This is a genomic window from Rhodococcus sp. GQ147 (genome assembly GCF_059759155.1).
In genome coordinates this window covers 1-20,538 of the sequence record NZ_JCAXDU010000021.1, presented here as the reverse complement: position 1 = coordinate 20,538, position 20,538 = coordinate 1, and the positions used below count along the sequence as shown (strand labels likewise).

Below are 20,538 nucleotides of genomic sequence, written 5' to 3'. Positions count from 1 at the left end.
GGCCGGTGGTTTCAGGTAGCGGTCAGACCTGGATGCCGACCAGACCGAGGAGCCATCTGCCGATCCCGGTCGCCGCGTCGGGGTTCGTCGCGACGACCAGATACGCCATGCCCGCCACCGACAGGCCGCCGACGGAGACGACCTTCGACAGGTTGCCGCGCAGGCCACCCATCAGCACCACGCACGCGATGAGAATGAGAATCGTGAAGACGATGTTGTCTTCGATCCATGCGCGCACCCCCGTGGTGCTGACCTCGGTGGTCTGGGCGAGTGCGTCGCCGGTGGAGATCGTTGTGATCGCCAGTTCGGCCAAGCTTGACGCGTAAGACATGAGCGCTCCATTGATGGTTCGGTCGATACACCCGAGTTGGGATGGGCGAGACCGTAAAACGGCGAGACGTTTTTCCCCAACAGGGTGACTGCACCTATCGCGTGGGTCCGCAGAGGTCGACAAGCAGATCGAACGAGACGGACACGCACCGTCGAGCGCCCCCGAAATGCGGTGCAGACATGGCGCATCCGACGGTGGACCGTAGCAGTGTCCACGAGCTCGCTCTCAGCGTCCACGCAGCGGTGCGCTCGTTGATGCCTATGGGGCGGTAGCAGTTGTAGCTCTCATATGGGTACCCAGTACGCCTATCCCAGCGCTGCTCTCGCGCGAGGCGGCAGTGGTGGTCGCCCGGCGGTGATCGAGCGCGGGGAGAAGGGCGGCGCGGGTCAGACGTACGCGCACGGGGAAAGAGCGCTCGTGTGAGCGCATGAAATCAGCGGTGGATTGGGGGATCGATGTGAGCGGTGGATTCGACCGCTCGAAAAAGCGCTCGTAGCGCCTACCCCTCCGGGGTCACTCCCCCCCGGCGTTCCTTGGGGGGGAGTGTAACTCAGAATTCCGCCGAGCGCCAACGCTATTCGCGACCGCCCACGTCGAACGCTATTTCAAGCGCTCGATGCACCGGTCGTACACACGCGCAGCGTCGGTGACGTCCAACGCTGTCGTGCCCGCTCATCGGAGCGGTCGTGAAGGCGGGGCGACTCGCACAATCGAGCACTCTTCCGAGCCGTGCACGACCGCTCCAGCGAGCGCTCGAAAGAGCGCGACGCACGTGCATCGACGACCGCCATGTCGAGCGCTCCGAACAGCGGCGCCCAGCCGAGTGGAAGAGCGCTCGATGCAGCGATCGAACGAACAGCGGGTGTACGCGCCTCAAGCGGTTGCCGAACATGTTGGACAGCACGTCAATCGGCGGCCGGCGTCCCGATGCGACATGCCATCGCTCGAAGGGGCGGAAGGTGTCCACCCTGTTGGTGAAAACAGCACCCCTCTGTAACTCTGCTCGCACCCACCGAAGGGCAGCCACATCGTCAGCGACGTCGACACGAGCGAAAGGCACAGGCAGTGAGCGGAACTCCAGACCCACTCAAAGACTGGTTGGTCGCTGTGTGGCGTGACACGGTCGGAGACAGTGGCGACGCTCGCGGCCCCCGCATCGGCGACGATGGCCGCCCCACCGGAGTCTCGCGCTTCGTGCCGTTCTCACCGCTTACTGCGGTATCTGCCGCAGCCGCCTTCTCCAGCCCGCACTTCATCGCTTCGGTTGCCGACAACGTCGCGGCTCTGGATGCGCTGACCCAGCTGCACGACTGCCGGTGGCCGCTGGCGGTAGCGACCGCACCGCTGATCGGTCTCGACCTTGCCCGTCACCGCGGCCGCCGGTGGTCGCAGATGCTCGAATCGATGGTCCGGCAGAGCACCGGTCACCTGCCCACGAAGGTCACTGTTCCGCTGTCCGCTGGTCGGCGCACGATGCGCCGCGCGACGATCACGCTGCCGCGTGGTGCGGTGATCCGGCCCAAGCAGTTCGAGGAATTCTCCCGAGCGGTCGAGTCGGCATTCGGTGGCAGCGACTCGTGGGCGATGACGGTGCGGCACGACGCGCACCGCGACCGACTCGTCCTCACCCGTACCTCGGTCGCCCCGGACACCCGCAGCGAACGGCAGAAGGCTCTTCAGGACGCGCTCGATGCGGCGTCGATCTTCTCCGACCCCAAGGTCACCGTCGAAACGATCGATGAGAACGCCGTCGAGACCGGCTATCGGATCACCTTCGACAAGTCGATGAATACCGGCTCGCCCGGCTTCCAAATGAAAGTCGAGGAAGCGCTCGCCTCGTTGGCGGGGGAGCACGAGTCCGGTCGCAATTGGACCACTGATTGGTACCCGAGCAAGGGCTATCTGGTGATGCGCCTCGTCACTGCCATGCCCACGCGCGTGGACCACCCCCTCGAACTGGTCGATGAGAACCTGCGGCACCTGCCCTATGCGACCGGCGCGGCCGATCGGATCATGTTCTGGGATGTGTCCACCAGCTCGAACAAGCCGCACTGCCTGATCGTCGGCCCGACCGGTGGCGGTAAGACCTCGGTGATCCGCACGCTGCTGACCGAGGCGGCGCGGCGCGGTATCCCGTTCGTGGGGGTCGATCCGAAGATGATCGAACTCGACGGCCTCGAGGGCTATCCGGGGTGCGGGGCGATCATCTACGACGCGCTGCGCGCAGCGATGTTCGTGCGCGCCCTGCACACCGAGATGATGGCCCGCAACGCCTACATCCACCAGATGAAGATCGAAGGCTCCCAGCTGCCGCTGATGATCGCGGTGCTCGACGAGTTCTTCATCCTCTCCGGCAAGTGGCAACGCCTGGCCAAGACCGGCGACGACGAAACCAAGGCGCAGCTCAAAGAACTCGATCCGCTCGGAGCCTGGGCGGATCTGGCGGTGCTCGCCCGCTCGGCCGGCATCCGCTTGTTGCTCGGAGTGCAGCGCCCGGACGCGTCCCTGTTCGGCGGCGCCTCGGGCAATGCGCGCGACAACTTCGGCACCCGCATTTCGCTCGGCAATCTCTCGCAGGACGGCGCGCTGATGATGTGGGGTGATTCCACCGTCGGCCGGGAGGTCGACACGTCGGTCAAGGGCCGCGGGATCGCGCTCGGTGACGACGGTAATCCGGTCGATGCGCAGATGTGGTGGACCCCGAACGTCGACAAGCATCCGAACAAGTGGAACCAGCTCTCGCAGAGCGAAAAGGCGATCATCGACGGCCTGGTACCGGCCGAGGCGCCGCAGTTCACCTGCTACTCGCCGGAACTGGCCGACTTCATCGAATCCGAGCGGGCGCTGGCGAAGCGTGCGCGCAGCCACGGCAGCGTCCCCGAACCGATCGTCATCGGGGCGGGTCGTGGCGACGATGCCGCGGTGTCGATGGTCAAAGAAGAGCCCGAGTCGGCACCGGAACCGGAGGCAGAAGACGACGACTTCGCCGATGCCATTCCGGCGTCGAGTGTGCAGGCCGGTCAGACCGTGCTCATCGACGACGATGACGGCGAGCTGGTGCCGGTCACCGTCGACGAGGTCGAGGTGCGCCGCAACAAGAAGGGCGAGGTCACCTCGACCGTTCTGATCGTGGGCACCGGCCGCGTCAAGACCCGCATCACCTTCGACGCGACCGGCGTCGTGGCACTGCCCGATCCCGACTCTGTAGGAGCGCCCGCATGACCCTGTGACCTTGCCGCATCGAGCCGATGCCCGACCCGCACGGCGGCTCTCGTCCCGAGAGTCCACCCGCTACCGAATCACACCGAAATCACTCCTCGAAAGGAACACCATGACCCGCCGTATCTCCCAGTCGATCACCCCCACCGCCGAGGATGTCGCTGCGCTGCGTGGACCGTTCATCGCCAAGGGCGCCAACGATCCGGTCATCGCTGCACTGCGCGAGTACTTCAAGGCATCGGTGCCTGCGTGGCTGCCCAAGCTCGACGAGAAGCAGGAACTGACCCGCGAACGCCTCGCCGAGATCCGCGAGGCCGGCGTCAAGCGCCGCGCGGTCATCGAAGCGCTGCCCGAGGGCAAGGCCCGCGAGCAGGCGTTGGCCGAGTTGGAGCAGACCGAGGCCGTCGTCGAGGACATGGACACCGCGCTGGCCGGCGCTGGTGCCTTCGGCGGGAACTGACGATGACGCCGACCGTGGAAATCGAGGCGACCTCCGCGACGACAGCGCGCGCACAACTCGCCGGTGCCGCCGTGCCGCCGATGGAACTGGCTGCAACCGATGACAAGAACCTGGCGGTTGTCGTGCACGAGTTCGTGCGCACGATCGCAGTGGAGCAGCAGGCGGCCGTCGAGGTCGTTTATCGGACGGGCAAGGACACTCGCTTCCTCACGGTCGGCCCCGACGGCAAGCTCACCGAGAACGCCCCGAGCGTGCCCATCCCGGTCGCGGTGGCCGATCCGGAACCGGCGCCCGCGGAGCCTGGCTCCCCGGCGCCGGCCGGACCGGTGACCGTGGCCGCCGAATCGATCCCCTACGAGGCGCCCGCACAGCCTGTTCAGGCGACTGCACGGCCCGCGCGGGCAGCAACCCCCACCGCGCGGTCTGTTCGGCCCACAGACGCGGCCACAGGCCCGATCGGGGCGTTGCCGGCACTGTCCGCACCGGGCGTGAATCCGGCAGCGAACCTGCCCGCCCGGATCGGGATGAGGGGCCGGCTCAATGCGATGCTCGGCCTCGCCTTGGCCCCGAAGGCGGACTCGCTCGAAATGCGGCTGCGCGACGCACAGGCAACGATCGCCGGCCCGCTGCCGGAGAGCGCCGTGATCACCTTCGTCAACCTCAAGGGCGGCGTCGGCAAGACCCCGATGTCGATCGCTCTGGCCGAGACGATCGCCGAGTACCGCGGCCCTGCCACGGCCGCGTGCCTGGACCTCGGCGAGATCGGCGGCAGTTTCTCCGATCGGGTCGCGGTCCCCCCGGCCGCAGGACACGACGCGGTGAGCTTGCTCGCGGATCTCGGCCAGGCACCGCACCAGGTGCGCCCGTCCACTCTCGCGCGCTACCTGACCCGCCAGCCGAACGGCTCCTACGCCTTGGCAGGACCGGCCGGGGCCGAGGCGCCGTTGAGCTTCGACGATGCCGCCACGCTCGGGGCGATCCTCGAACGGCACTACGACCTGATGCTCGCGGACACCGGAAACTCCAGCCACTCCGGCAGCTGGCGGTGGGCGATCACCGCCGCGCACACGGTTGTTGTGCCCGTTCCGCTGCGTCGCGACGCCGCCGTGGCCGCGCAGCGCACCCTCACTGCGATCTCCGCGGTCCGCCCGGATGTGCTCGCGCGCACCGTTGTCGTCATCACCGACGGGCCGGGGGATGCGCCGATGGTCGAGACCGAGGCCGTCGAGGCGTTCACCGCGCTCGGGGTGTCGGTGTGCCGGATGCCCTTCGAGCCGGCCTTCGCGTCCGGGGAACGGATCGTGCTTTCACAGCTGCGGCGCGAGACCTGCGATGCGTTGACCGTGCTCGCGGCGACCGTCACCCGGATCGGCAGTGGTGCTGCTGGTTGAGTCGTTGCCCCCGCTGCGCGGTGGGCCCTGTTTTCTTCACCTACTTTCACCGAGAGGTACAGATGAGCATCGACACCACTATCGGAAACCGCGCCGCGCGCCGCGCACAGGGGCGGCATCGCCGTCGGTCCGCAAAGACCACCGCGACGGCGCTGGCGGTGGCCTCCGCTGCGTTCGGGATGTCCGCGATGGTGGCAGGCCCGGCGTCGGCCGCGCCGATCCAGGGCGGGGTGACCGGCGGCACCACGCAGGAAGGTGTGACCAGCGGCGCGCAGACCGGCGGCACCACCGCGGCCGAGACGCCTGCGCCGAGCGCCGCGGAGCCGAAGGCCGATAGCAGCTTCTGGGTGGCGCCGCCGGCGCAGTACAACCAGGGCACGCGCGCCTACGACCCGCAGACCGGTGGCGGGGTGACCGTCGTGGATTACTCCACCGACTACTCGACCGACTACTCCACCGACTACTCCGGGGGTGGCGGCTACAGCGCCTATACCGACACGGAGGAGGCGACGCCGGCTGTGGACTGGAGCCGGCTGCACGCCCCGACCCCGGTGCTCGAACCGACCGTGCCGATCCAGGCACCCAAAGACAAGATGCGCATGGGCCGCGTGGTGTTCGAACAGCCCAACTGGGTCTCCGACATCGACGCCGAACGCACCAACAACACCACCGCGGTGATCGAAGCTCAGGTCACCGATGCGTGGCGCTCGGTCGGCCTCGAGACCACCGAAGCCGAACGCATCGCCTCGGCGCAGGTCGCCGGCACCGCTCTTGGCGCCGGCGCCGGCGCGGCCACCGGGTGCGCAGCGGTCGGTGTCCCGACCAGCCTCGTCGTCGGCACGGTCGCCGGCATCGGCGGCGCACTCGCTGGGACGATGGTGCCCCTGCCGATCCCCGGCGCTGCTCCGGTCACCAGCGGCGTCGCCGCGACGGCGCTCGGTGCGGCCGGTGGCCTGGGCGTCGGGTGCGCGATCGGCGGCGGTATCGGCGCCGGTCTCGGTGGTGCCGCCGGTTTCGCTGCCGGCACGGCCTACGGCGCCGGTGAGGACGCCACGCCGATCGAGGCGGAGGTCCCCGACGTCGAGGCCGACGCCGTCGGTGAGCAGGTCGATGCCACGCTCGAACAGTGGTCGCAGGACCCGATCGGTCAGGTCGTCGTCGACGCTGTGCAGACGTTCACCACCGAGACAGCCCCGGCGATCGACACGCAGGTCCGCGATGTCGTGCAGGCACAGCCGGGCGGCGAGCAGATCGTCGAGCAGGTCGACCAGACCCTCGAGACGTTCTTCAACGACGCCACCCCGGGCCTGGCCGGAAACCTCATCTCCAACGCCATCGGCGACGGAATCACCCAGTTCGGTATCTGAGTCGAGAAGAAAGTGGGCAGCATCATGAGGAAGCCGAACATCACACGGAGGACCCCTCGCCATCCCGCGGTGGTCGACCTTCTCGGTGGTGCGCCCACCTCACCCGCGGCGATGCCGTCGACCCTGACCGCTTCGGCGGCACCGGGGCCGGCGGCGTCGCCGCGCGGCGAGCGCGGCCGGTGGCGGCCCGGCCGCACCGCCGCTGTCGCCGCGGCGGCGGTGGCCGTGGTGGTGGCCGGGGCCGTCGCCGCCGGACAGCTCACCGCAGACCACAGCGCCGCCGAGCCGGCCCCGTCGGCGGACATCGAGGACCCGGCCAGCGACAACGGCCTCCCGGTGCTGAATCTGCCGGCCGAACCCGAGCCGGCGGCCGCCGCTGATCCGGAGGCGACCAGCGAATGCCGCGCCGATCGCGGTGACCAGCGCAGCGGACCGGGCGTGATCGCTGCGTTCAACTACGCGTACTACAACCGCCGCGACGCCGCCGCCGCGCGGGCCTTGGCCACCCCGACCTCGACGGTCACGCCCGCCCCGGAGTTGCAGACCTTCATCGACAAGCTCCCGCAGGGCACCAACTACTGCCTGCGCACCGTCGAGCTGTCGGACGGGGTCTTCCTCGTCGACCTGTCGGTCATGCGACCCGGTGTGCCGGTCGAGCGCGGCACTCAGACCGTGACCACCGCGAAGATCGACGGCCGCTGGTACGTCGACGTGTTCAAGTGACCGGTCCCCGCCGCCGCCCCTGCTGCCCCGAAAGGATCACCCGGAGATGTTTGTGACCGACCAGATGCGCCGCGCGGCGCTCGCGGGGGTGGTCCTCGCGAGCGGGCTTGCCGTGTTGACCGGCTGTGGCGACGCGCCGCGCGACGCTGCGGCAGTGTCCACCTCGTTCAGTGGCCGGGTCGTCACCGGTACCAGCACCGATCTGGGCAGCATCGTTCTCGGCTGGGGAGATACGCACTCGGACACCGAGATCACCACGCCTCAACCGGACGAGATCACCGCCCGGTGCACCGGCCGCGGCGATGACCTGGCCGTCGAGATCACCGCTCCGCACGGGTGGACGATCCGCGCCGCATACGGCTCGCCGGTGCTGACGGTGGGCAACACCGACCAGCAGCTCGAGGCCGCCGAGCTCGACACCACCACCGCGTTGATCGCGGCGCCCGTGCCGGTGGACTGGTCCGAACCCGATCAGCTCGATATCGCCGTGGCCGTCGACGGCCCGGTCGAGTGGAGCAGCGAGCACAGTGGTCGGGTGTATGTCTCGGTGCACGTCGACTGCCGCTGAGCAGGGGACATCGCTCTCCCGCTTGCCGCAACGGCACTTTAAAAGTATCTTTAAAGTATGTCTGTGCGTGAGGTCCCGTTCTCGGATATCCAGAACAAAGGAAAGTCGACGTTGTCCGAGTGGCAGCGCTCCGGCGCACGGCCACTCCGGGTGACTCGCCGCGACGCCGAGGATCTGGTCCTGATGACCGCGGTGCGCGCGGATCAGGAACGTGAGGTTCTCACGGCCGCGACGGCCATGGTCGGCGCTTTGCTGCACTCGGACAATCGCGAGTTGATCCGCACGGTCGTCGAAGCGGCATTTCCGTGGGTGAGCTACCTGTCGAGTGAGGAGGCAGCCGACTTCGTCGACGAACTGGTCGCGTCGCTGAGAGCCGGTTCGTCGCTGGACAATCCGGCTCCGGTGGCATGCACGATCGAGACGTGGCGCCATACCGCAGAGGTGTATGCCGATCCGGAACTTGCGCGTATCTTGTCGACGCCGTCCGAGGGTGACTTCGGGGCCGTCCCGGCACCGGAGCTGTGAGCCCGAAACGCGGCGATCGGGTCGCGCCGCCGGCTGCCGGGTCGCTGTGGGATCTGAGATTTGCCACCAGTGAGGCCGCGAAAGGCTGGGACGAGCTGTGCCGGCAGGCTGCGGCGAACACGTTGGTCGCGTACGAGGAGATGCGTCACCGCGCGGTCGAGCAGGAACCGACGACGCGCCATCACCAGTTGAAGGGCAGACTCGCAACCGGGGTGCACAACGGAGTCGAGATGCCGCAGTGGCAGTACGAGGTCACTTCCGGCGGGCGGATTTGGTACTTGTTGGACATCGAGCGGCGCACTGTATGGCTGAAGTACGCAGGTACGGCGCATCCCAAGCAGACCGAATGACCTTTCTGCGCGGGGGCGTGCTGTTCATGCGTGTGACGCCGGCAGGAGGTGCGCCGTGACGACGACGATGCCGAACCCTGATGAGCAGGTCCTCGCGGATCTGGGCCGGGAGAAGGCCCGCGAAACGGCCGCACACATCGCCTACCTGCGGCATCTGCGGCAGCTCCACGAGCGGGGTTTCACTCGGGTGCGCCTGGCCGAGATCGTCGGTGTGAGCCAGCCGACGATCAGCGACATGCTGCGCCGCGCCCGCATCGACGCTCCCGATGTGCGGCCCGGTACACACGGGGGCACCGCGTACGAGATCGCCGTCCGGTACGCCGCCGGCGAGATCCCGCGCGCCACGATGATGCGGGAGTTGGCCGACTGGGTGTACGAACGCCCCGCCGAGCCCAGCCCCGTCGCGTGGGCCGACGACGGAAACCCTGCCGTGGAGGGAAGTGCCACCCTGCAGGTCGGACGGGCCCTGCGGGACGGGTTCCTCACCGACGAGGACTACGACGCGCTCCTCGACGCGTTGGCGGACCACTGACCTGTACGCACACCCGCCGAGATCAATGCCTGCCGTAGGTGATCGGGAAATTAAACGGGGCTGCGTCGATCCGGCGGTGCAGGTGCCCTTCGATCTGGTGGGCGAGGACGTTGCGGGATCAGCCGTGCTCGGCGGCCTGGGTGGCATATCAGGTGCGTTCGCGGGCGTCGGTCAGGTTGTCCAACTTCCGCGGTGACATGGACCCACGGAAGTTGTGCAACAGGCTGTTGCACTATTTCCTGGGACCACGCCTCGGCGAAGGGCCGCATGTAGAACACGTTGCGTCGGGACAAGCCGCTCGCTCTCGACCTTCTGTGTCCTGCGGACTATTCGGCGGTGTCGGCGCTGGTGGTGCGTCGGCGTGGCTTGCGCAGGTCGGTGCGTGCGCCGCGTCCTGGCCGGTTGCGGGCCCATTCGACGATCTCGCTGCGTTTCCACAACGGTGTGTTGCCGATCTTCTCGACCGGTTTGGGGGCGTGGCCGCGGTGGACGTAGGAGTGGAAGGTCACCGGCTTGATTTCGTCGCCGGTTTCTTCTTTGAGCAGGTCGACGCACTGCTGTGCCGTGAGGCGGTTCGGGTTCGCCATCGCTTCGGGCCTTTCGTGTCTGAGGGCACGGCCGTTGCGGGTGTGCCTGCGGTTCGGTCCCTGCAACGTTACATATCGGTATTGCTTTGTGGAAATGCGCGCGTGCGTCTCGGAGTGCATCCGGGGTTGAAACAATACAAATGTTTATTGTAATGTTAGAGACGGAAGAGCAGTCACGGGAAGGGAAACCGCATGTCGATCATCACCGTTACCGCAGGACTCGCACTGGCAGCACTGGTCATCTGGACGATCGGCGCTCCGATCGCCCGCCTCGGTGGCGCCCTGCTGACGATCGCCTCGTTGCTGTGCATCGTCTCCGGCGACCCGATCGCCACCCGCGCACCGCTGCTCCTCGGCGGTGCGGCGCTGTGGCTGGCCGGTCACTTCCTGACCGCCTGCAAAACCCGGGCCTGGTCCTCGCGGCTGGCCGAGAACATCGTGACCCGCACACCGTTGCGCTATCTCGATCCGGTCCGTGGCTACGAGCACCGCCATGCACGCCGCCCTGTCACGGGCAGCACGCCGGAGTCGACCCCCGACCGGATTCAGCCCCCGGTCGACGACTTCGCGCAGTGGGAGCGGGAACTGACCGCCGACACCGCTCCCACCGTCCCGGCCCCGCCTGTCCGCCCCGTGGCCAAACGCGTCCCCGTCCGTCCGGCCGGACCCTCGCGCGGCGTCGTGTACGGCAAGCGCGCAGCCAAGATCGCGGGCAACCTCGCCGTCCGCAAGGTGCCCGGTGCTCGCGCCGTGCGCTCGGCCTGGCGGTTCGTGCGCTGATCCACCACTGCGCCCCCTCCGACCTGCACACCCTCCCCTGAGAAAGGACGGACCGCCCATGTCCGCACTGACCATCACCCACACTCACGCCGAGGGCACTCTCATCGACGGCACGAGCCGTGGCGACGGCTCCGCCGAGATTCTGAAGGCTCAGCGCTGGCGTTGGTCCCGGAACCTCGGGTCCTGGTACATCCCGCAGTCGCGGGATCGCCGCGCCAAGCTGCCCCAGATCAACGCGACGGCCGCCGCGCTGCGCGCAGCCGGTTTCACTGTCGACGTCGACATCGACGACACCTACCGGCCCACCGCCGACGTCGAAGCCGACAAGATCGCCCGCCAAGCCGCCCGCGTCGATGCACTCGATGCCAAGGCCGACCGCAAGGCCGGCACTGCCGAGGCCGCGTGGGCCGCAGACCAGGCCGCACATGATGCGCTGCCCGAGGGCGGCGAACCGATCAAGGTCGGCCACCACAGCGAGACCCGGCACCGCCGCGCGGTGGAGAAGTCCTGGAACGCACTCGGCAAGGCCGTGGCAGCCGAGCGCGCCGCCGCCACCGCGCGGGGCCGCGTCGATGCCGCAGCCAAGACCACCGATCGTCGTTACGCCCCGGTCACGGTCGCGCGGCGGATCGACAAGCTCACCGCCGAGCTGCGCCGCCTCGAACGTGACCGCGACGGATACACCCGGACCCTGCACACCAACAAGCAGACCGGCCAGAAGTACGTCGAGACCCACGAGGCTGCGAGCGGGGACTACCGCGAGCGGGTACTCGCCGAGATCGAGCACATCGCCGACGAGCTCGCCTACTGGGAAGGCGTGCGCGCACACCAGATCGACGCAGGCACCGCGACCGCCTACAGCCGCGACGTTGTCGCCGCGGGCGATCTGGTGCGGTACGTCGGGCACTTCCACCGTGTCCTCAAGGTCAATGCGAAGACGGTGACCATCGGCTCGATCGTCGGAGGTTCGTGGACAGATCGCGTCCCCTACAGCGAGATCCGCGGGCTGCGTGACGCCGATGGGAACGGGGTGCGCATCGTCGACGGCGCGCGGGTGGTCGACACCGGCACCGACACCGGGCCTGACGCTGCCTGAACTGCTGCTTCCCGGGGCGCTCGGACAGCCCGAGCGCCCCGACCTTGCGACCTGGACACGATGGGAGACCACATGACCAAGATCCTGACCAACCGGCACGGCGACGAGATCGCCGTCGGGCAGCTGTGGACGGACGATCTGCGCCGCACCACCGTGCGGACGCTGCACGTCGACGACCTCGTTCGCGAGGGGAACCTGGGTTCGCGCGCGGTGTGCACCGTCATCCGCTCGCACGACACCGAGACCGGGCAGGTCACCGAACCCGGGAGGGTGGTGTCGATCAACATCGACAGCCTGCACACCACCGCATCGGGTCGGGGCTACCGGCTCGAAGTCGACGCCGAGCCGGCCCCCGGCGTGTAACCGCTTCAACGCCCGAAAATGCCCGTGACCTGCTGTGACGACACGTCCCGTCAGGTCGCCGGCGCTGGCCATTTCGGGGCAGGGGGTGGCCGTTCGCGCCCTGGAACACCCGCACACAGGGGCCGCGGTGGCCGATACAGCCCTGTGACCAGCGCAGACGGCATGTCCCACGGTGACAACCGGCCCCGCTGGCGAGGTCGAAATGCGTCCCCGCTGCGGCGCGGTGTTGCTCGCCGATCATGATCGAGACCGAGGAGGTGCAATGCCGTTACAGACACACACGCCGCGCGCGTGGGCGAATGCCGTGCTCGCGGACGGTGCGGCCTGCATCGTCGATGTGGAAACCAGCGGGCTGGACGGGTCGATCATCGAGATCGCCGTGATCGACGCCGCGACCGGTGAGGTGCTGCTCAACACGCTCGTGGACTGCTCACCGGTCGAGATCGAGCCTGGAGCGGTCGAAGTGCACGGACTGACTGCTACGGATCTGGCCGGTGCACCGCGCTGGTCGGAGGTCTTCCCTGAGCTCGCGGCGGCAACGAAGAACCGTGTGGTGCTCGCTTATAACGCGAAGTTCGACCGGGGCCGGGTGCTGCACGACTGTCGACGGGAGGGTATCGATCCGGCGCATCTGGCCGAGCCGGCCCGCTGGCAGTGCGTGATGGCCCGCCGTTGCGAAGCGCTCGGATTGGGACTCGATGGCCGTCTGCGGCTCGGCGGTGGCCATCGCGCGCTCGCCGATGTGCGCGCGACCCGCGTGGTGCTTCGGATGCTCGCCGATGGGCGACCCGATACCGATGGGTCTGCTGCCTTGGCGATCCGTGCCAGGGAGGAAGCTCGAGAGGTGGCCGTCGACAGTCGATCACCCGGACGACGTCTGCATAGATGACACGTCCCGCCGGGTGGCCGGCGGTCAAGGCCGGGTGTGGGGAAGCGTTCCCTGCGCCCGGCATTTTGTTGTCGGTTTTCTGGTTCTCGAAAGATGCGTTGATCTGCGGTGACGGTACGTCCCGGAGGGATGCGAGCGGAGGGAGTGACGGCCAAGGGGTTGCAACAATGCAAATGTTGTTTGTATAGTAACCACTGTCCAAAGCACCGAACGAAGGAGAAGGAAATGTCGAATACCCCTGTTGCAGAACTCATCACCGTCACCATCACCGGAACTCCGGTGCGCACCGAGGTCGCCGAGATCCTCAACTACCGAACCGACTTTTTCGGCGGCCGGGTCGCCGACGTGCGCCTGGCCGACGGCACCATCGCCCGGCACGTCGATGCTCTCGACATCGAGGTGGGCGTCGCCACGCGCGCCGCGCGCGCCGCCGCCTGATGTGCCTGCCGATCTCGAATCCACACTCCAGTACAGGAGAACGCCCATGACTGCACCGGCCACCGCACTGCCCACCGGGTTCGCCACCGAGGTCGACGGAGCCGCCGCGCTCATTGTCGGCGGCGTCCACAGCTTCCCGCGTCATCCGCAGCGTGGCGCGCTGGCGCAGCCGTTCGCGGGTGCGCAGAGTTCGGCTTCGGAGGTCGGGGTGATCGGCGTGCCGCTGTACGCGCTGGTCGCGGTCGACTGGGCAACCGAGGTGGCCACCATCGAGCGGGACGGCCGCACTCGCACGGTGTTCACCACGGGTTGGCTGGGCGCTCCGCGCGGGGTCACCTGGTATCTGCACCCGGCCGTCCATGACGTCGAGCGCGGGCTGTACCTGCTCGATGCTTCGGAGCGGTTCGCTGCATCGGCATCGGCGGTCGAGATCCCTGCTGCGGTGGCCCGCGCGGCGCGGTCCTGGGGGCTGGGTGCTGTTCCGGAGCGGGTGCGTGTCCACAACTTTCCGCTGTGATGCGCGTAGGCGCAGGTCACGGGCTCGTTCGCATTATTGGTTGTCGTATGACAACCAATAATGTAATATCGAGTTGTCAGATGGCAACGGAAGGTGGAGGATGGACAAGTACAAGGGGATCGACAAGGACACCCGCAAGATCCTCAAGGCGGTCGAGGAGGCAGGTTTCGTGGTTCGCCGAGCCAAGAGCCACCTGATGGTCTACAAGGACGACGCGCTGATCACGACGTTCTCGGCCACCGCGAGCGATCCGCGGGCGTTCAGAAACGGTCTCGCCCCGCTCAAACGAGCGGGATTTCAGTGGCCACCGCGTCGCTGACGATCAAGGGCCGGGGGTGCTGATATCACCCCCGGCCCGACCCCATTGTCCACCACCGACCGAACCGACCCGCACCGCACCCGAGAGGAATACCTACCGTGACCGCACAGTCCTACAACGTCATCGCCGAACTCGACACCGAGTTCGGACCGGAGAACGCCGAGCAGCTGCTGGGCCCCATCGCGGACTACAGCGGCGCGGCCGGACGCTCCGAACTCGGCCACGCCGAGGTGATCTTCACCGTCCCGGCCGAGTCGGTACGGCAGGCCAACTCCACCGCGCTGGCGATCCTCAAGACCTACCCGTGGCCGCTGCGCTCGGTGCGCGTGCTGCTCACCGCCGACTACGACCGCCTGCTCGACGGCGTGGATCTGCCGCCGCTGCTGTCGGTTCAGGAGGCCGCCGACCGGCTCGGAATCAGCCGCCAGGCCGTGATCAAGGCGATCTCCACCCAGCGGCTGCCCGCCATCCGTGTCGGCGGCACCTGGATCGTGCGGGAATCGTCTGTGCGCGCCCTCTCCCAGCGCAGCGTGTGAGCGCCACCCTGTTGGTCGAACACGGCCTTCTCGAGGACAATTCGCGTCCCCGGGCACGCTGTCGTGCCCGGCTCACCGCTCGACCTCCGCCACAGAACCGACAAGGACCGCCATGCCCACCTCACCGCTTGTCCTCCCGGGAGATCGCCAGTGCCCGGTGCTCATCCACGTCCCGCACGCCTCGCGCATCATCCCGCCCGAGATCCGCGCCGACCTGATCCCCACCGACGTCGAACTGGCCGCCGAACTCGACGAATCCACCGACACCGCCACCGACGAGATCGCGGCGGCCACGCGACGCCACAGCCGCCTGCGGCCGACCGCCGTGGTCAACACCATGTCGCGGCTGGTGATCGATCCGGAACGGTTCACCGACGCCGGCGAGCCGGCCAATGCCTTCGGCCGGGGCGCGGTCTACACCCGCACCTGCACCGGCGCACCGCTGCGCGCCGAACCGTATCCGCGCACCGCCGAGTTGATCGATGCCTATTTCCGTCCCTACGCCGATGCGGTCACCGCCGCTGTCGACGACCGCCTGCGCACGTGCGGTCGAGCGGTGATCATCGACCTGCACTCCTACCCCGCCGCCCCGTCCGGTTTTGAGGACCCGAGCGCCGCGCGCCCCGCGCTGTGTATCGGCACCGACCGGGTGCACACCCCGGCGTGGCTGTCCGAGGCTGTCCGTGGCGCATTCGCGTCCCTGTCCGAGATCGACCGGATCGGCGAGAACACACCGTATGCGGGCAGTTACGTGCCGCTGCGTCACTACGGTCGCGACGAGCGCGTGATCTCGGTGATGATCGAGCTGCGCCGCGATGTCTACCTCACCGACCCGCGCACCCCCGACCCCACGCGCGTGGACCGGCTCGGTCGCGCTCTGGCCACCGTGATCGACCACGCCACCGCACAGGTGGCCGCGAATGTGTAAACCCAAGCCCGGCCCGCGCTGCACCCCGCACATGCGCGCCCGTCTCGAGCAGGCCACCGCGCGCGTCGCGACGGCCCGCGCTCGGCTGGCCGAGCATCCGACGCACACGCGGGTGCAACGCCGCCTCGCCGCCGCCGAAGCCGACTACGCGCAGACCCTGGCGCTGTACGACTCCACTCCGGGCGGCCAGGACGACCTGCGTGCCGCGATCGAGGCCACGACCGACCCACACGACCGACACGCGCTGACCGTCCGTCTGCGGGACGCTGAAAGGCTCAGAGCCGAACAGGTCGACGCGCTGCGCCGTGCCCGCACAGAACACACCGATGAGGAAGGAACCGACGATGCACCACGAGGAACCGATGACGCAGGAGCGGCGCGAAGCGTTCTGGAGGACGTTCGGCTGGAGTCCGGACCTTCCGGAAGCCGAACGGAAGGAGATCGAGGATCGGTGGACCGATCCGAAGATCGAGGAGGCCGAAGCCCTCGGCTTCTGATCAACGGCCGGCAGATCACCCCGGTCGCGACGCACACCCTGCCCGGCGACGTGCGCGCGAAGCTCGAGTCCCGTGGGTTGTCTGCGCCGCCACTGCACGAGCTCGCACCGGACGATTGCGGTCTGTACCGCGAGCAGATGCTCGAGCTGACCCGCAAGAATCCGCACGCGGCGTCGGTGTACGTCTACGACGAGGACGAATACCGGGCCATGCGGCTGCTGGTGACCGACGACGGCAAGGCCGGTGTCGCCCTCAAAGGCGACGAGATCGTGTCGGTGTTCGCGCACAAGGACTGCGCACACCCGCGCGCGGCCCGCGCCATGCTCCGGCACGCCACCGCGCTCGGCGGGCACCGGCTGGACTGCTTCGACACCGTGCTTCCGGATCTGTACGCCGATGCCGGGTTCGTGCCTGTGGCACGACTGAGGTGGAACGACGACTACGCCCCCGACGGTTGGGACTACGAGACCTTCCGCGCGTTCAATAACGGCCGCCCCGATGTGGTGTTCATGGCCTACGACTCCGATCGTGTCGACGGCAAGTACACGCCCGGGGCGGGGGAGTACGTCGAGGACTACGACGACGGTATCGCTCGCGCGCAGCGGTACCGCCCGAGCTGACCGGTGCGGCGCGCTGTGGCTCGAATCCGTCCCCGCAACCGATTGTGTCGGTTGCGGGGGCGGTGCTTTTGCCGGTCCGACCTGGGCAGATGGCATGTCCCGTGGCGGGGCTGCGGGCCTTCGGGGAATCGGCAACCTCGCACGGTTGACACATTGCAAACGATATTTGTATTGTTGGGGTGCGCCGCCCGGTGCGGCGAGGGTTCGCAGGCGAGTAGTTCGCCCACCTTCGGTCGGCGCGTGAATCCCCAGATCCGAGCAGCATTTCCGCAGATCCAACGATACAAAACACGTTTGTTTTGTACTCGATCGTGACGTGACCATTTCGGCAACGTCCTGACGACGGGAGCCCGACAGTGACCCTCACACCTCCGCAGTGGACCACCCCCACCGACTACCGCAGCCTGATGCGCCTGCGCCGCGCCCTGCCCGCCCCGATCCTCCACAAAGCCCTCGGCACGCTCTTCGAGGACATCGACCTGCACACCCTCGCCGTGCGCGGAACCCACCTCGCCCGCCGCGCCCCCGCCGACACCGCCGCCGCCGCAGAGCTGGCCGCCATCGCCCGCGTCCTGGCCGAGGTGGTCGCCTCGCCGAGCGCCGCCCGCATCACCACCACCATTGCCGCGCTACGCACCCGTATCGGCCACACCCACCGCAACGGCTTCGAGCTGCTGATGTTCGCCTACCGCGACCTGCTCGACGACCCCTGCGCTCGGCACTACGGCGCCGACGCCCAGGCAGCCGCACCCGCACACCCCCACGACACCCGCTGGAACGAGGCAGCCGCATCATGAGCATCGACTACGCAGCACTGCGGGCACAGGTTCTTCTCGCCGCCCGCGAAGGCCGCGCCACCTACCTGCCCGCCGGGGCACGTGCGAACCCCACGGCACAGGTCTTCATCGACGGCGAATACATCGGGCAGGCAAGCACGGTCGCGCACTACGTCCGCACCGACCACGACAACCCGGCCTCGGTGTACGCGGAAACCGTTCTGCTGCCCGGCCGCGACCACCAGATCCCGGACCGCCTCAAGATCCCGAAGCACTGAGGCCGACGTCGAGACTCTCCGGCCACCCGGCACCACCGAATCTCCGACGAAAGGACCATCACCATGACCAACCCCACCGCCGCAGCGCCCGAGCCGTACCTGTGCGGCGGCGAACGCGCCGCCGCCCACGGCGCGCACTACATCGAAGAGACCGTGCGCGTGTACCTCATGCGCGACCTGGCCGGTACCGACACCTGGGTCATCGACCCCACCTGTTTCGGTGACGCGCTTCCCTCGGAGTACGACGAGCCGCAGAACTCCGAATGCCGGTGCGAGACCCCCGACGAGTGCGCCGACATCGTCGACCGGATGGACAAGGTCGGCCTCCCGGACGGCGAGGACCTGATGTTCATGCTCGCCGCCGCGCTCGGCTACACGCTCACCCAGACCGACTCCTGAGCGGAGCAGGCCGGGACGCGCAGCGCGGCCCGGCTGTGCGGCATGTGCTCATACGACCGACGACAAGGACCTGCCCGATGAACTCTCCCGACCTGTTCTCCACCACGCGCACGATCGCCGATCTTGCCGCTGTGCGCGACGCTCACGCCCCGATTGCTCTGGACCCTGCCACCGCTGCCACCGACATGGCCCCGGACCACACGAGCGCCACACGGGCGCTTTCGGCGCTGTGGGCGCTGGTGCCGTACGCCGAGCGCACCGGAGCGACCCCTGACGACCTCGAGTCGGTCCTGGCCGACCTGACCGCTGATCTTCGTCACCTGGCGGACCGGCTCGGCACCGACTGGCACGAGATCACGCGCCGCGCGGATGGCTACTACGGCGACGAAACCGATGGCACCGATCAGGGGCCGGCCCCCGCCCGCCGTCCGGCGGCTCCCGAGCTGGAGGTCATCGTCGTGCGCGATCCCGACGGCCCGTCCGTGATCGAGGCGTTCCTCGACGGCGTGCCCGTCCGGCCCACCGAGTACGTCATCGACGCCGGGGCAGGCTGGCACTGGAACGACTGGACCGAGGCACGCGATGCGAATCTGGCGACAGCCTCGCCCGCTACCCGCGCCGCGCTGCTGAGCCACTACGACAACCCGCCCGGTGGGCAGTACGTCGAAGACCGCGACGACGCCCCGTGGATCGATTCCGTCCCTGTGCCTGCCGCTACCGTCGACGGAGCGGCGCAGTGACCACGATGGCGTACCTGACCCGTCGCGCGTTCCCCTCGTCCGCCGATCGCTATCGAGCCCTGCTCGCCAGTCGCGCAACAGTCGCCGAAGTGCCGGACTACCTGCGGATCTTCGACTCGATCGGCATCACCACCGTGGCCGCGCGAGCGGTGCGCCTGGCGACCCGTCAGGCCCGAGGGACCGCGGAGGAGGTGGCCACCCTCGAGATGCTCGACCGCCGCACCGGCGAGATCGTCGGGCACCGGGTAGGAGCGGAGTTGTACGCGGCGGCAACAGTGCTCGGCGAATACCTGCGGCTGCCTGCCACCGATCAGTTCGTGACGGACATGGCCGATGTGCTCGCCCGCGAGCGGCGCTACGAGCTGCGTACCGACGTCGAAATGGTGATGCTCACCTACCGGCTGCTGCTGCTCGATCCCGGCGGGAGCGCAGAGAACATCCTGTGAACTGCGACGACGGCACGTCCCGCCGGGCACGTCCTGCGGCCGGATCGGGTGGTGCGAAAAAAGCCGCTCCCCGGGCTTGACACGATACAAATCAGATTTGTATAGTTAGGGAGTCCCCAACGAGAGGAAGAATCATGGAGAACACCATCGAGCAGGCCCGCACCCGCTACGCCGCTGCGATCAAGGGTGGCGACGACGCCGAGTTCATCGCCGCGAAGTCCGCGCTGATCGCCGCGACCACCGGCACCGTCGTGACCGCCGAACAGGCCGCCTACATCTGAGCGGCCCCGCGAAGAACCCCACCGGCTGATATCCGGTGGGGTTCTTCCATTTCCAGCCCCTACCAGCGAAAAGGCGACACGACGCCGACGCTGGGCCTCGATCCCATCGACTATCCCGCCTTCAACGTCCCCGGCCTGGCCGGGAACATTCCCGGCGCAAACCTGTTCGACACCGTGCGGCACTGCCGCCAGATGATCACCTGGGGTGAACTCGTCAAGGCCGAGCCGCTGTGGGACTCCGAGCCCGATCTGTGGGTGGCCCTGCGTGAGCCGCCCGCCGCCTGAAGCTCGACCGCGAACACGAGAAACCCGCCTTTACCTGCAACGATGGCACGTCCCGGCGAATGGGCCGGCACTTCGCCTCGATGGGGCCGACCGCGCCGATCCCCGCCCTGACCTGCGTCGACGCCACGTCCCGCACGGCGCGCGGGGTCCGTGCGATGCCGATGTCCGCCACGGGCCCCGGCTTGAACTATGCAAAACAGATATGTAAAGTAACGGGTGTTGGAAGCGTGACTGACCAGCCCGAATAACCCCGCCGAATCAGGCGGAGACAAGGAGTTCACTGTGGACAAGATGGTG

Annotated in this window: 28 protein-coding genes; 25 read left to right on the top strand and 3 right to left on the bottom strand. The window is 68.2% G+C overall.

What is annotated here, in order from left to right:
* Window positions 1–22: 22 nt before the first annotated feature.
* Window positions 23–331, bottom strand: coding sequence for a hypothetical protein (locus AC6CID_RS20695; protein WP_217580502.1), 309 nt, complete (start codon window positions 329–331; stop codon window positions 23–25).
* Window positions 332–1,396: 1,065 nt separating this feature from the next.
* On the opposite strand from AC6CID_RS20695, the gene AC6CID_RS20690 reads away from it, so the two are divergent.
* From AC6CID_RS20690 to AC6CID_RS20650, 9 genes are all read left to right on the top strand, one after another.
* Complete coding sequence (locus AC6CID_RS20690) at window positions 1,397–3,553, top strand: type IV secretory system conjugative DNA transfer family protein (protein ID WP_498354380.1); 2,157 nt, start codon at window positions 1,397–1,399, stop codon at window positions 3,551–3,553.
* Window positions 3,554–3,662: 109 nt separating this feature from the next.
* On the top strand, window positions 3,663–4,010 hold the full coding sequence (locus AC6CID_RS20685) for a hypothetical protein (protein WP_012476952.1): 348 nt from the start codon (window positions 3,663–3,665) through the stop codon (window positions 4,008–4,010).
* Window positions 4,011–4,012: 2 nt separating this feature from the next.
* Window positions 4,013–5,401, top strand: coding sequence for a CpaE/TadZ family protein (locus AC6CID_RS20680; RefSeq protein ID WP_387399801.1), 1,389 nt, complete (start codon window positions 4,013–4,015; stop codon window positions 5,399–5,401).
* Window positions 5,402–5,463: 62 nt separating this feature from the next.
* Window positions 5,464–6,768, top strand: coding sequence for an insoluble domain protein (locus AC6CID_RS20675; RefSeq protein ID WP_498354379.1), 1,305 nt, complete (start codon window positions 5,464–5,466; stop codon window positions 6,766–6,768).
* A gap of 69 nt (window positions 6,769–6,837) precedes the next feature.
* Window positions 6,838–7,491, top strand: coding sequence for a DUF8176 domain-containing protein (locus AC6CID_RS20670; RefSeq protein WP_258913961.1), 654 nt, complete (start codon window positions 6,838–6,840; stop codon window positions 7,489–7,491).
* Between the two features lie 52 nt (window positions 7,492–7,543).
* Entirely contained in the window at window positions 7,544–8,059 is a 516-nt protein-coding gene (locus AC6CID_RS20665; RefSeq protein WP_498354378.1) for a hypothetical protein, read from the top strand.
* Window positions 8,060–8,122: 63 nt separating this feature from the next.
* Window positions 8,123–8,584 carry a hypothetical protein gene (locus AC6CID_RS20660; RefSeq protein WP_217580656.1) on the top strand — a complete coding sequence of 154 codons (462 nt, stop codon included), beginning with the start codon at window positions 8,123–8,125 and terminating at the stop codon, window positions 8,582–8,584.
* Complete coding sequence (locus tag AC6CID_RS20655; RefSeq protein WP_217580512.1) at window positions 8,581–8,934, top strand: hypothetical protein; 354 nt, start codon at window positions 8,581–8,583, stop codon at window positions 8,932–8,934. Before AC6CID_RS20660 ends, AC6CID_RS20655 begins: the two co-directional genes overlap by 4 nt.
* Before the next feature lie 55 nt (window positions 8,935–8,989).
* On the top strand, window positions 8,990–9,466 hold the full coding sequence (locus AC6CID_RS20650) for a helix-turn-helix domain-containing protein (RefSeq protein ID WP_258913962.1): 477 nt from the start codon (window positions 8,990–8,992) through the stop codon (window positions 9,464–9,466).
* A 50-nt stretch (window positions 9,467–9,516) separates the two neighbouring features.
* On the opposite strand, the gene AC6CID_RS20645 is transcribed toward AC6CID_RS20650, so the two are convergent.
* Window positions 9,517–9,735 carry a hypothetical protein gene (locus tag AC6CID_RS20645; RefSeq protein ID WP_231414578.1) on the bottom strand — a complete coding sequence of 73 codons (219 nt, stop codon included), beginning with the start codon at window positions 9,733–9,735 and terminating at the stop codon, window positions 9,517–9,519.
* 57 nt (window positions 9,736–9,792) lie between these two features.
* Window positions 9,793–10,053, bottom strand: a complete 261-nt coding sequence (locus AC6CID_RS20640) for a helix-turn-helix transcriptional regulator (RefSeq protein ID WP_231414577.1) — start codon at window positions 10,051–10,053, stop codon at window positions 9,793–9,795.
* 192 nt (window positions 10,054–10,245) lie between these two features.
* On the opposite strand from AC6CID_RS20640, the gene AC6CID_RS20635 reads away from it, so the two are divergent.
* The 16 genes from AC6CID_RS20635 (at window position 10,246) to AC6CID_RS20560 (ending at window position 19,956) form a co-directional block, all read left to right on the top strand.
* Window positions 10,246–10,833 carry a hypothetical protein gene (locus tag AC6CID_RS20635; protein WP_258913963.1) on the top strand — a complete coding sequence of 196 codons (588 nt, stop codon included), beginning with the start codon at window positions 10,246–10,248 and terminating at the stop codon, window positions 10,831–10,833.
* Between the two features lie 58 nt (window positions 10,834–10,891).
* Entirely contained in the window at window positions 10,892–11,929 is a 1,038-nt protein-coding gene (locus tag AC6CID_RS20630) for a DUF3560 domain-containing protein (RefSeq protein ID WP_258913964.1), read from the top strand.
* A gap of 72 nt (window positions 11,930–12,001) precedes the next feature.
* Window positions 12,002–12,292 carry a hypothetical protein gene (locus AC6CID_RS20625; protein WP_012476944.1) on the top strand — a complete coding sequence of 97 codons (291 nt, stop codon included), beginning with the start codon at window positions 12,002–12,004 and terminating at the stop codon, window positions 12,290–12,292.
* A 223-nt stretch (window positions 12,293–12,515) separates the two neighbouring features.
* A complete protein-coding gene (locus AC6CID_RS20620; RefSeq protein ID WP_242411766.1) occupies window positions 12,516–13,181 on the top strand; it encodes a 3'-5' exonuclease in 666 nt (221 codons plus the stop codon).
* A gap of 225 nt (window positions 13,182–13,406) precedes the next feature.
* Window positions 13,407–13,619: a hypothetical protein gene (locus AC6CID_RS20615; protein WP_173283623.1), complete on the top strand. Its 213-nt coding sequence runs from the start codon at window positions 13,407–13,409 to the stop codon at window positions 13,617–13,619.
* Window positions 13,620–13,665: 46 nt separating this feature from the next.
* Window positions 13,666–14,136 (top strand): hypothetical protein, encoded by a 471-nt coding sequence (locus AC6CID_RS20610; RefSeq protein ID WP_012476941.1) that lies wholly within the window; start codon window positions 13,666–13,668, stop codon window positions 14,134–14,136.
* 100 nt (window positions 14,137–14,236) lie between these two features.
* Entirely contained in the window at window positions 14,237–14,455 is a 219-nt protein-coding gene (locus tag AC6CID_RS20605) for a hypothetical protein (RefSeq protein ID WP_024100336.1), read from the top strand.
* 98 nt (window positions 14,456–14,553) lie between these two features.
* On the top strand, window positions 14,554–14,991 hold the full coding sequence (locus AC6CID_RS20600) for a helix-turn-helix domain-containing protein (protein WP_252174527.1): 438 nt from the start codon (window positions 14,554–14,556) through the stop codon (window positions 14,989–14,991).
* 112 nt (window positions 14,992–15,103) lie between these two features.
* Window positions 15,104–15,919 (top strand): N-formylglutamate amidohydrolase, encoded by an 816-nt coding sequence (locus tag AC6CID_RS20595; protein ID WP_012476938.1) that lies wholly within the window; start codon window positions 15,104–15,106, stop codon window positions 15,917–15,919.
* Window positions 15,912–17,036, top strand: coding sequence for a hypothetical protein (locus AC6CID_RS20590; protein WP_012476937.1), 1,125 nt, complete (start codon window positions 15,912–15,914; stop codon window positions 17,034–17,036). Before AC6CID_RS20595 ends, AC6CID_RS20590 begins: the two co-directional genes overlap by 8 nt.
* Before the next feature lie 356 nt (window positions 17,037–17,392).
* Window positions 17,393–17,833, top strand: a complete 441-nt coding sequence (locus tag AC6CID_RS20585) for a hypothetical protein (protein ID WP_012476936.1) — start codon at window positions 17,393–17,395, stop codon at window positions 17,831–17,833.
* Window positions 17,830–18,090, top strand: a complete 261-nt coding sequence (locus AC6CID_RS20580; protein WP_121209305.1) for a hypothetical protein — start codon at window positions 17,830–17,832, stop codon at window positions 18,088–18,090. Before AC6CID_RS20585 ends, AC6CID_RS20580 begins: the two co-directional genes overlap by 4 nt.
* 63 nt (window positions 18,091–18,153) lie before the next feature.
* Complete coding sequence (locus AC6CID_RS20575; RefSeq protein ID WP_498354377.1) at window positions 18,154–18,489, top strand: hypothetical protein; 336 nt, start codon at window positions 18,154–18,156, stop codon at window positions 18,487–18,489.
* A 77-nt stretch (window positions 18,490–18,566) separates the two neighbouring features.
* Window positions 18,567–19,229 carry a hypothetical protein gene (locus AC6CID_RS20570; protein ID WP_498354376.1) on the top strand — a complete coding sequence of 221 codons (663 nt, stop codon included), beginning with the start codon at window positions 18,567–18,569 and terminating at the stop codon, window positions 19,227–19,229.
* Window positions 19,226–19,675, top strand: a complete 450-nt coding sequence (locus AC6CID_RS20565) for a hypothetical protein (RefSeq protein WP_219130553.1) — start codon at window positions 19,226–19,228, stop codon at window positions 19,673–19,675. The genes AC6CID_RS20570 and AC6CID_RS20565 overlap by 4 nt, the downstream gene beginning before the upstream one ends.
* 134 nt (window positions 19,676–19,809) lie before the next feature.
* Window positions 19,810–19,956 carry a hypothetical protein gene (locus AC6CID_RS20560; RefSeq protein WP_012476932.1) on the top strand — a complete coding sequence of 49 codons (147 nt, stop codon included), beginning with the start codon at window positions 19,810–19,812 and terminating at the stop codon, window positions 19,954–19,956.
* Window positions 19,957–20,538 lie beyond the last annotated feature (582 nt).

What these genes read in the sequence shown, in the direction of transcription:
- AC6CID_RS20580 (WP_121209305.1), top strand. Translation starts at nt 17,830, where the DNA reads ATGAGCATCGACTACGCAGCACTGCGGGCACAGGTTCTTCTCGCCGCC.
- AC6CID_RS20635 (WP_258913963.1), top strand. Translation starts at nt 10,246, where the DNA reads ATGTCGATCATCACCGTTACCGCAGGACTCGCACTGGCAGCACTGGTC.
- AC6CID_RS20615 (WP_173283623.1), top strand. Translation starts at nt 13,407, where the DNA reads ATGTCGAATACCCCTGTTGCAGAACTCATCACCGTCACCATCACCGGA.
- AC6CID_RS20675 (WP_498354379.1), top strand. Translation starts at nt 5,464, where the DNA reads ATGAGCATCGACACCACTATCGGAAACCGCGCCGCGCGCCGCGCACAG.
- AC6CID_RS20595 (WP_012476938.1), top strand. Translation starts at nt 15,104, where the DNA reads ATGCCCACCTCACCGCTTGTCCTCCCGGGAGATCGCCAGTGCCCGGTG.
- AC6CID_RS20645 (WP_231414578.1), bottom strand. Translation starts at nt 9,735, where the DNA reads ATGCGGCCCTTCGCCGAGGCGTGGTCCCAGGAAATAGTGCAACAGCCT.
- AC6CID_RS20680 (WP_387399801.1), top strand. Translation starts at nt 4,013, where the DNA reads ATGACGCCGACCGTGGAAATCGAGGCGACCTCCGCGACGACAGCGCGC.
- AC6CID_RS20695 (WP_217580502.1), bottom strand. Translation starts at nt 331, where the DNA reads ATGTCTTACGCGTCAAGCTTGGCCGAACTGGCGATCACAACGATCTCC.
- AC6CID_RS20610 (WP_012476941.1), top strand. Translation starts at nt 13,666, where the DNA reads ATGACTGCACCGGCCACCGCACTGCCCACCGGGTTCGCCACCGAGGTC.
- AC6CID_RS20630 (WP_258913964.1), top strand. Translation starts at nt 10,892, where the DNA reads ATGTCCGCACTGACCATCACCCACACTCACGCCGAGGGCACTCTCATC.
- AC6CID_RS20570 (WP_498354376.1), top strand. Translation starts at nt 18,567, where the DNA reads ATGAACTCTCCCGACCTGTTCTCCACCACGCGCACGATCGCCGATCTT.
- AC6CID_RS20625 (WP_012476944.1), top strand. Translation starts at nt 12,002, where the DNA reads ATGACCAAGATCCTGACCAACCGGCACGGCGACGAGATCGCCGTCGGG.
- AC6CID_RS20685 (WP_012476952.1), top strand. Translation starts at nt 3,663, where the DNA reads ATGACCCGCCGTATCTCCCAGTCGATCACCCCCACCGCCGAGGATGTC.
- AC6CID_RS20590 (WP_012476937.1), top strand. Translation starts at nt 15,912, where the DNA reads ATGTGTAAACCCAAGCCCGGCCCGCGCTGCACCCCGCACATGCGCGCC.
- AC6CID_RS20560 (WP_012476932.1), top strand. Translation starts at nt 19,810, where the DNA reads ATGGAGAACACCATCGAGCAGGCCCGCACCCGCTACGCCGCTGCGATC.
- AC6CID_RS20640 (WP_231414577.1), bottom strand. Translation starts at nt 10,053, where the DNA reads ATGGCGAACCCGAACCGCCTCACGGCACAGCAGTGCGTCGACCTGCTC.
- AC6CID_RS20605 (WP_024100336.1), top strand. Translation starts at nt 14,237, where the DNA reads ATGGACAAGTACAAGGGGATCGACAAGGACACCCGCAAGATCCTCAAG.
- AC6CID_RS20575 (WP_498354377.1), top strand. Translation starts at nt 18,154, where the DNA reads ATGACCAACCCCACCGCCGCAGCGCCCGAGCCGTACCTGTGCGGCGGC.